This window comes from Stieleria maiorica, assembly GCF_008035925.1.
In the GTDB taxonomy this organism is placed as follows: Bacteria; Planctomycetota; Planctomycetia; order Pirellulales; family Pirellulaceae; genus Stieleria; species Stieleria maiorica.
On the sequence record NZ_CP036264.1, the window covers coordinates 5953148 to 5962591 of the forward strand.

5 protein-coding genes are annotated in these 9444 nt (G+C 55.0%); all 5 read left to right on the plus strand.

From position 1 onward, the window contains the following. The first annotated feature begins 74 nt into the window (after positions 1-74). Complete coding sequence (locus tag Mal15_RS20340) at positions 75-4544, plus strand: Eco57I restriction-modification methylase domain-containing protein (RefSeq protein ID WP_147869439.1); 4470 nt, start codon at positions 75-77, stop codon at positions 4542-4544. Then, entirely contained in the window at positions 4516-6456 is a 1941-nt protein-coding gene (locus Mal15_RS20345; RefSeq protein WP_147869440.1) for a coiled-coil domain-containing protein, read from the plus strand. Before Mal15_RS20340 ends, Mal15_RS20345 begins: the two co-directional genes overlap by 29 nt. 481 nt (positions 6457-6937) lie before the next feature. Next, entirely contained in the window at positions 6938-7405 is a 468-nt protein-coding gene (locus tag Mal15_RS20350) for a hypothetical protein (RefSeq protein WP_147869441.1), read from the plus strand. 163 nt (positions 7406-7568) lie between these two features. After that, positions 7569-8654 (plus strand): type IV toxin-antitoxin system AbiEi family antitoxin, encoded by a 1086-nt coding sequence (locus Mal15_RS20355; RefSeq protein WP_233902914.1) that lies wholly within the window; start codon positions 7569-7571, stop codon positions 8652-8654. Continuing rightward, the gene (locus Mal15_RS20360; RefSeq protein ID WP_147869443.1) at positions 8651-9442 is read left to right on the plus strand and encodes a hypothetical protein; all 792 of its coding nucleotides are present in this window, start codon (positions 8651-8653) and stop codon (positions 9440-9442) included. Before Mal15_RS20355 ends, Mal15_RS20360 begins: the two co-directional genes overlap by 4 nt. Positions 9443-9444 lie beyond the last annotated feature (2 nt).

Consider the following 9444-nt stretch of genomic DNA (forward strand, 5'->3'; position numbering starts at 1 on the left):
ACGTTCAGCCTGTCGGGCTCGTCGTCTCGATCCCAGCACTGTTGGACGCGCAGTGTTACGTCAACAAGAACATCATGGAGGAACACGGGCAGTTTCTTAGCTGCCTGCCGAAAGAGGATGACAACGTTATCCCCGAGATCCGCGATTTGCCGGAGTTCACCTCGAAGGTTCTCGGTTGGGAGTCGGAAGATCTGATCGCGATACCGCAGCGGGAACCGCTTACGGGTGACATGGCGTCGCTGGAGGTCGTTCTGCCTCAGTATCACGAGACGCTTCGCCCGACTCGCGCCGTTCCGGTATTCCGTCCTGAGGAAGGACAGAATCCCTGGATGATGTTGGTTCAAGAGATACCTACTGGAAGCGACCTGGACGAAGCAGGTGAAGCCGACTCCTCGAAACACTGGCATGCGGCCCCGCAGGCCAAGTTTGAACGCTTGCTTCGCGAAACCGATGTACCGATCGGATTACTTTCCAACGGTTGTCAACTTCGGTTGGTCTATTCCCCACGAGGTGAATCAAGCGGCTACGCCACGTTCAACGTCGACGAGATGGTCCAGGTCGCCGGACGGCCGATGTTCGCGGCGTTGCACATGCTGTTGTCGGCGGAGCGAATGTTCTCGCTTGGCGATGACCAGCGGTTACCGGCGATCTTGGAAAACAGTCGTCGGTACCAGAACAACGTGTCGACGCAGTTGGCCGAACAGGTCATGTCGGCACTGTTTGATTTGCTGCGAGGATTCCAGGCCGCCAATGACCATCGAAAAGGTGAGCTACTTGGGTCAATCCTGAACAACGATCCCCAGCACGTTTATCACGGTCTGCTGACCGTTCTGATGCGACTCGTCTTCATTCTCTACGCAGAAGATCGCGGTCTGATCTCAACAGATCCGATCTACGCGAACCACTACTCCGTTTCCGGGTTATTCGATCGGTTGCGTGCAGAGCACGGACGCTTTCCCGACACGATGGATCAGCGTTTCGGGGCATGGGCTCAACTGTTGGCCCTGTTCCGCATGATCTCGGGCGGAGGACAGCACGGCGAGATGCGGATTCCGCCACGGGAAGGGTATTTGTTTGATCCGAACCGATACCCGTTCTTGGAAGGGCGATTTGATGACAATGACGTCAATATTTACTCCGATCCCGAACGTCGGTCCCCGATCAATATCCCACGTGTCAGTGATGGCGTGGTCTTTCGTGTGCTCAGCAATTTGCTGGTCTTGGACGGGGAGCGTCTCAGCTACCGGACGCTGGATGTGGAACAGATCGGCAGCGTCTATGAAGCCATCATGGGCTTTGAGATCGAAGTCGCGGGCGGCAGATCGATCGCAATCAAACCGCAAAAGAAGCACGGTGCTCCAGCCACGATCAATTTGGATCGAATGCTGGAAATGCCCGGCAAGGACCGTGCCAAGTGGCTGAAAGAGCACACGGACCAGAAGCTCGGTACCGCAGATGCCAAGGCAATGAAGGAAGCGACAACAATCGATGAACTCTTGCTGGCCCTCAACAAGAAGGTCGCCAAAACGGTGACACCCAATGTTGTCCCAGAAGGATCCATCGTTTTCCAGCCTTCCGACGAGCGACGTCGCAGCGGTTCGCACTACACGCCCCGATCACTGACCGAGCCGATTGTCCGCACGACTTTGGCACCGATCCTGAATCAACTGGTCGATCCTGACAAGGACCTGCCAACACTCTGGGAGCCGACTTCAGCCGATAAGAAACGTTTCACAAAGGGCGAGATCGCCCTCCGCATCAAAGCCTCCGAGCGACACATCAATCACGCCCAAGCCGCTCGTGAGAAAGGTACACCCCACCCTTCCCAAATCCTCGACCTGAAAATCTGCGATCCGGCAATGGGCAGCGGAGCTTTCCTGGTCGAAGCCTGTCGCCAACTGGGTGACCACCTGATCGCGGCTTGGCACGCGCACGACATGGTCCCGCCAGACATCCCGGCGGATGAAGACGAAGTGCTTTACGCCCGCCGCCTTGTGGCCCAGCGTTGTCTGTACGGAGTGGATAAGAACGTGATGGCGGTCGATCTGGCGAAGTTGTCGTTATGGCTGGTGACGCTGGCGCGGGATCACGCGTTTACGTTTCTGGATCATTCGCTTCGACACGGCGACTCGTTGGTGGGTCTGACGCGAGAGCAAATCATCGGCTTCCATTGGGATCGGAAGAAATTCAAGACGCTCTTGAATGAGCCGATCCAAAAACGGCTCGACCGAGCCACCGAAGCCCGGGCGAAAATCCTAAACGCCCGCGAGGATGTTCAATACAGAGATCAGGAGCAGCGATTGAAGGTTGCTGATGATGCGATCGGTTTGATCCGCATCCTTGGCGATGCGTGCGTCAGTTGTTTCTTTGCCGAGTCGAAAAAGAAAGCCCGCGAAGAAGAAGCGGATCGCGTTTATGGGCTGGCCAGTTCTTATCTGGAAAGTCAGAAGCAGCCGCGAGTCGATCATGCAAGTCGAACGGGTCTGCAGGAAGCCGCCGCTCGCCTTCGAGACAGTTCGCAGGAGCATCCCGTTCCCGCGTTTCATTGGGAGATTGAGTTTCCCGAAGTTTTTTCGCGTGAGAATGCCGGGTTCGATGCGTTTGTGGGGAATCCGCCGTTTGCGGGGAAGAACAACTACGTCAACGCGAACCCCGAAAGCTTCTTAGACTGGCTAAAGACACAGCACCCAGAGACGCACGGAGCTGCTGACATCGTCGCGCACTTTTTTCGCCGAGTGTTTGATCTTCTGCGTAACAGTGGCACGTTAGGATTAGTTGCTACAAACACAATAGGTCAAGGTGACACTCGGAGCACAGGGCTAAGGTGGATTTGCGAGAATGGCGGAACGATTTTTTCGGCACGTCGCGGGTTGCGTTGGCCCGGCGTCGCGGCCGTCATTGTCAATGTCATTCACGTTGTTCGGGGGCGCGATTTCCCCCGTTTGCTCGATGGCCGAAGCGCACCATTTATTTCTGCGTTCCTATTTCACAGAGGCGGGCATGCTGACCCACATGTATTGAAATCAAATCAGGGGATCAGTTTTCAGGGAAGCAATCTGTCGGGGATAGGATTTACGTTTGATGATGACGACACAAAAGGATTGGCAAGCAGTATCGCCGACTACCACTCTCTGATTGAATCATCGAGCAAGAATCGCGAGTGCCTGTTTCCGTACATCGGTGGCCAAGAGCTGAACTCAAGCCCTACCCAAGCCCCTCGTCGTTTCGTCATTAATTTTCGCGATCGTACTGAAGCTGAGGCACGTCAGTATCCCGATCTAATGCAGATTGTCGAGGACAAAGTCAAGCCAGACCGTATGAAGAACAAGCGTGCTACAAGAAAAAAGTATTGGTGGAGATTCGGGGAAACCACACCTGCACTTTTTGAAGCGTTGGCTCGAACGAAACAGGTTCTTGCAATCTCTTTGGTCACCAAGCATATGAGCTTTGCCTTCTTGCCCGCTCACTACGTCTTTTCCCACAAGCTTGGGATTCTCATTATCGACTCTCACTCGGCATTTGCGTTACTTCAAAGTCGCGTGCATGAAATATGGGCGCGCTTCTTTGGATCCACGCTTGAAGACCGGCTCAACTACTCAACAACGGATTGTTTCGATACGTTCCCATTTCCGCTACAAGCGGACTTGGAAGATCTAAACGATATCGGCAGGAGGTATTACAGTGAGCGAGCGACTCTAATGTCAGCAGCTAATGAAGGTCTTACCGACACCTACAACCGTTTTCATTCGCCGGAGGAGCGTAATGAGGGCATCTTGGGGCTTCGTCGTCTTCACGGTTTGATGGATGGAGCGGTGCTGCGGGCCTACGGCTGGGACGATCTGGCCGACCAAGCCGCCAAGCCCGACTTCTGCCAATTCCTGCTCGACTACGAAGAGGAAGAAGAAGACGAGCCGGGCAGCAAGAAATCCAAAAAGAAGAAGCCCTGGCGCTACCGCTGGCCCGACGACTTTCGAGACGAAGTCCTCGCCCGCCTCCTCGAACTCAACGAACAACGCCACAAAGAAGAGTTGCTCCTCGCCAAACAATCCACAAAGGCCGAGAAAGAGGAGAAGAAGCCGAAGGAGTCCACCAAGGGGAAAGCGAAAGCCATGCCAGACGATGCCGGGCTATTCTCCACAACGCTGGAACGCGAGCATCACTGCCTGCTGATGCTGCTCCGGCAATGGGAGGGCCGTTCGGTGTCACGCCGCGTCCTCAACGCTGGCATAATTCTGATGCTCGACGATTCTCTGCGCTCGTCGGTCCTTTCGAACAGCAATGTTTCGTCTGGAAACAAGAAGTCATCCACGACGATCAACCAGCTCTTTACCGATCTGGAAATCGACGGGTACATCGAACAGGCTGATTCGGAACATCAGCAGCTCTGGCGCATCACCGAGGCTGCTCCTGTGACCGAGCTGTCCGCTGATGATCAGAAACGCGTCGAAGAAGTGCTAGAGTTCCTGAATCGGGAACGGGAAACAGGCAAGGTCACCATCAGCGAGGAGGTAGTCGATGCCGACGTCGACCTTATTCCCGCTTGATCGGGAGACACTGAAGCCCGCGAAGAATCGCCGCGAGCCGGACCTCATGCTGCGGCGCGTGGTGATCCTGTCAATACTCGATTCCAAAGCCGTGATTCGGAACATCCCGTTTCGCCGTGGCCTGAACATCATCAAAACTAAACAGATGAAAGCCCAGGGCGGCCCCGTTGCCGGTCACAGCGTCGGTAAAACGCTGCTGATGCGGATGATTCGCTACACGCTTGGCGAACCGTACTTCGGAACCGAGGAAACCCAACATAACCTGGCTAGCACACCGGGGCTGGAAGCGGCCCACGTGGTTGCTCATTGGACGGTTGCTGGAAACGACTGGGCTGTCGTTCGCCCGTTGCGCATGGACGAGTCGAGCGAGTCCTACTGTGTCCAATGCAATCAGTGGCAGCAGGCTATTGACGCTCCTGAACAGAAACTTCCGCATCGTTATTTTGTTGAAACGGTCAACGCGGCTGTTCTTACCGACTTGCCGACCTTCACATTGCCACGCGGCCGTGATGCCAAGTGGCTGGATGTACTCGCCTGGCTGTCACGTGATTACCAATGCGGCTATCGCAAAGCCAACGAGTGGCGACACGAGGATGCACATTCCGGCCCCACACTCGATCGCGACGAGAACAGCCTGATCATGCAATGGCTGATGGGCATGATGTCCGCCGATGAAGTTGCGTTGCGGTTAAAGCACACCGATCTACTGAAACAGCGTGCTGAACAGAAACGGACCGTCGACCGCGAACAAAAGAAGTTGGAGACGCTGTGGGAATCACTCCGCGAAAGGCTGGAGCTTACCGAGGATGCCGAGATCGAAGACGACCAGCCTTCGCTTGCTTCCATCACACCTGCGAAGGTCGTCACAGATAAAGTCGCCTCACTGCGACGATTGAGAAAGGAGCGAATCGACCAGTCGAAAGTTTCAGAACTGGAGTCTGCACACACAGCGGCTCTGCAACAAGTGACCGACGCCGAGGGTGCCATCGGGGAATGTCGAGGAACGATCACACTCCTGAAAAGACAGATCGCGGAATACGAAGCCGATCCAACCAAACCGTACGCTCGGTGCCAGGCTGACCCGTGCTGGATGTCAGAGCGTGCCAAGAAAGCGGCACGCGATCCGGCGAAAGACGAACATCTCGCGGACTTCAGAACACAGCTGGATACAGCAGATCAGCAACTCAAGGAAGCCCAGCGAGAAAAGAGAATGCTCGTGAAGGTCGCTGAAAATGCAAATCAGCAGCTGGAGACAGAGAAGAAACGGCTGGCCGATGAGTTGACTGGCATCGACCAGTCGATCGGTCAATGGCAAGGCATGGAGAAGGAAGCAAGCAGTTTTCAGTCGCTCGCTTCCTCGGCGAATCGAATCACCAAAAAGCTCAAGAAGGCTGACCGCGATTACGACGAGTCCTTGAAGACGCTCGATGACCTTCGCAAGAAAGACCGTCGCAAACTGAACCGCCTCTCTGAGGTTTACGAACAGATCCTCCAAAAAATCTTTGGCGCCAAAGCCTCTGGGAAACTTCAGGTTGATGGGAACGGCCTTACCCCTGTCCCTGATAAACGACTAGCTCCGTCCGGAGCGGCACTGTCAGTTATGACGACAGTGCTGGCCTTCGACGTGAGCTGCCTCGCCGCCAGCGTTTACGGACACGGACAGCATCCACGATTTCTCACGCACGACAGCCCGCGCGAAGGCGATATGGAAGGCCCACTGTTCCGCCGCCTGTTCGAGATCGTGCACGAACTGGAATCACAATTCACCGACACCGAGAGCGTGTCGTTTCAGTACATCGTCACCACAACATCAGAACCACCCAAAGACCTCGCCAATCCCCAGGGCCCATACGTCGTGGAAACCCTCGACGCCACAGGTCAAGACGGCCGACTCATGCGGAGGGTGTTTTGACGTGCGTTTCTCGGACCAAGCGAATACATCCGTATTCTGTGTCAGCACCCGATGTTGAGGCCCAACGCAAGAGGACCGTCGAAATCACAACCTTGAATGCTCAACGACTAATATCATGCCCGAACAATCTTCCCCAGACCCGCGACAAAGCCCTGCAAGCATTTACCCGATGACGGTGACGCTATTTAGTCCACTGCGTCCGTCGCGGGAGCTTCATCGGCAAACCCAACGAGCTTTGAAATCACACAAAGAAGGACGTGACCACTTCACCGAGATCACGCTTACGGACGGGCGACGGCCGTGTGAGATGACCGTCGAATATCTCGTGACCGCGACGTCACCGAAATCGGCAGAGCGGCTCGGGACGGTCTACTTGTCTCAGCTTTGTGATTTGCTTAGCGCTGTGACACGGTCTCCGGTTGAGTTTCATGCTGACCCCAATGACGCAATCGAAGAACGAATGCGTCTTGGGCGTCGCACCATGACGATCGAGCGGAAGCTCACGGAGCAGGAGTGGTCGTGGATTACCGGCTCACTCGTCGCCTTACGCCGTGAACACCCTCGGTTCCTTGCGGCTGCCAGCTGGTACCGCAAAGGGCTGACCGGAAAAGACTGCCTGGAAGTGTTCTGTTGCTACTGGCGGGTGATTGAGCGAATCGCATCCACCTACGCCGACAAGTCCAGTTGGGCACCGGACGAGCGAGGCGTTCGAAAGTGCGTCACTCAGCTCACATCCGATCTGTTCGGACCGGAGGATACACCAGAACTCCTTGCCGACGAGGATCGCGTCAAGGCTGTCATCAAGCTGCGCAACGACATCTCACACGGAAACCTCCCGATCTCGGTGGACATGATCGAAAAGGCCAGTGACGAGACCGACGCCCTGGAAGAGGCGGGCTTTCTCGTGCTGGAGCGGATCCGGCAAAACAGCCTGCAAATTGACGTCTAGCCGTGCGAGGGATCCTGCTGTGCTTGGAGGTTCGAAGTTGATTTACCCGAAAACGCCGATTTACTCCGTAGTGAATTTGCCTGTTTCGGTAAATTACGCTTGCGTGAGTTTACTAGAAATCAGATATTTACTGCGTAGTAAATGCCGTCAATTTGGTAAATCCATGGACTCCACGCCGCCCCCTTTCGAGCAGACTCTGGCCAAAACACTGGCCGATCTGGGCGATTTTTCGTTGGTTCCCCGCGCTGATCGCGGCTACGACTACTGCTTGGTCGCACCCGATGGCTCCAAAACCCTCATCGAAGTCAAGGCATACAAGCGGGTCACGCCAGCCACAGCCGAAGCGGCTCTCCGTGATCTGAAAAGAAAGTGCGAGGTGACCGGCGCAGAGCCTGTTCTTTACGCTGCGGTTATCTCCGATCGAACCGCCGAGATCGCGGTAGAACAGGGAGTTTCTTGGATGGATTTTGCGGGAAACTGCCGTCTGGTGTTTCCCCGTCAAGGAATCTATGTGCTTCGCAGCGGACTCCGTAATCCGTATGGCAAAACCGTTTCGACGAACCTGAATGTGTTTTCGCCGAAGTCAAGCCGCGTCGTCCGAGTGATGCTGCAAGACCCGATACAGGGCTGGCAACTCAATGAGCTGGCGAAACACCCCGACGTTCGAATCAGCCCGGGTTTGATGTCACGTATCAAAAAGTCCTTGGTCGCAGACAGCTATGCCGTCATGCACGATGGACTGCTTCGCTTGAAACACCCTGAGGCGTTGTTGCGCGACTGGGTAGAACACTACCGCAACGTCGATCAGCCCCGATACGCTTTCTACATGCGGGGTGAACTACAAGACATCGAGAATAAAGTTGCCGACTGGTTTACGGACTGCAACGTTGAGCACGCTCTGTCGCATCTCTCCGCTGCATGGCGGCTAGCTCCAGAAGTTCGCTACAACGTTGCCACGTTCCTGGTGTCCAATGAGGCAATTCGCGATGACTCGCTCAAAAAATTCAGAGAAGAATGCGGAGCGCGGCGAGTCGAAAGCGGAGCGAATCTAATGTTGCAAATCCCCGAGGACGAGAGCCACTTTAGTGGCCGTTCAAGTGAACCTCTTCAAATGACGTCTCCACTGCAGACATTCCTGGATTTGATGAGCATGAGCGGACGTGGCGCAGAGGCGGCTGAACCAATCTTCGACAAATATCTGAAACAGCCGATGAAAGCGGCGACAGAGGAAGCGAGGAGCTTCCAATGAGTCCCGAAGAGGCCGCTTACAAGGTGATGTTTGAAGTCACCGAAACACTGGCCCGGTGCGGGGATTTCGTCATCGTAGGGGGCTGGGTTCCTGAACTGTTATTCCCGAACAAGGGACATGCGGGATCCATCGATGTGGACCTTGTCGTGGCCCCTGACGGAGTCGCTCAGGGAATCGATCTAGACGATTATCTGCGGCACCACGGATACCGTCGATGTGAAAAACCTGCTCCGACTCGCTACCTCCGTCCCGTCCCCAACACGGAAGCCGAAGTCGCCATTGATCTTTTGACGACGCCTGTTCATCAAGGCAAAAAGGTTGTCGATGCAAAAATAGGTGGAGTGTCTGTCGGAAGTCTTCCTGGACTGGATCTTGCGTTACGCTGCCATGAGACGCTGACCATCGATGGCGAAGACACCGAGGGGAAACGCTGCAAGATCACTGTGAAAGTTGCCCGACCAGAGGCATTTATCTTGATAAAAGCTTATCCTCTGGGTCGTCGAAAAAAAGCGAAAGACGCCTACGACATCGCTTTTATCTTGCAACACTATCAACCAGACCTTCGCCGACTAGCAGCGCGTCTGGCACCCTTGATAGAAACGGATTCGGGGCGTGAAGCATACTCAATCCTTCAAAACAGTTTCGATCAGATTGATTCTGAAGGCCCGAGGAAGGTCGCGGCATTTGCCCAGGAAAATGGCCAAGATGCAGAGCTGATGCGGCAGGCGGCATACCAGGATGCACAAGAGCTTTTTCAAACAGTCAAAATCGCCTCTGCAGAGTTTTGAAA

Coding starts and splice junctions, on each gene's coding strand:
- Mal15_RS20360 (WP_147869443.1), top strand. CDS start 8,651: ATGAGTCCCGAAGAGGCCGCTTACAAGGTGATGTTTGAAGTCACCGAA.
- Mal15_RS20350 (WP_147869441.1), top strand. CDS start 6,938: ATGACGATCGAGCGGAAGCTCACGGAGCAGGAGTGGTCGTGGATTACC.
- Mal15_RS20340 (WP_147869439.1), top strand. CDS start 75: ATGGAGGAACACGGGCAGTTTCTTAGCTGCCTGCCGAAAGAGGATGAC.
- Mal15_RS20345 (WP_147869440.1), top strand. CDS start 4,516: ATGCCGACGTCGACCTTATTCCCGCTTGATCGGGAGACACTGAAGCCC.
- Mal15_RS20355 (WP_233902914.1), top strand. CDS start 7,569: ATGGACTCCACGCCGCCCCCTTTCGAGCAGACTCTGGCCAAAACACTG.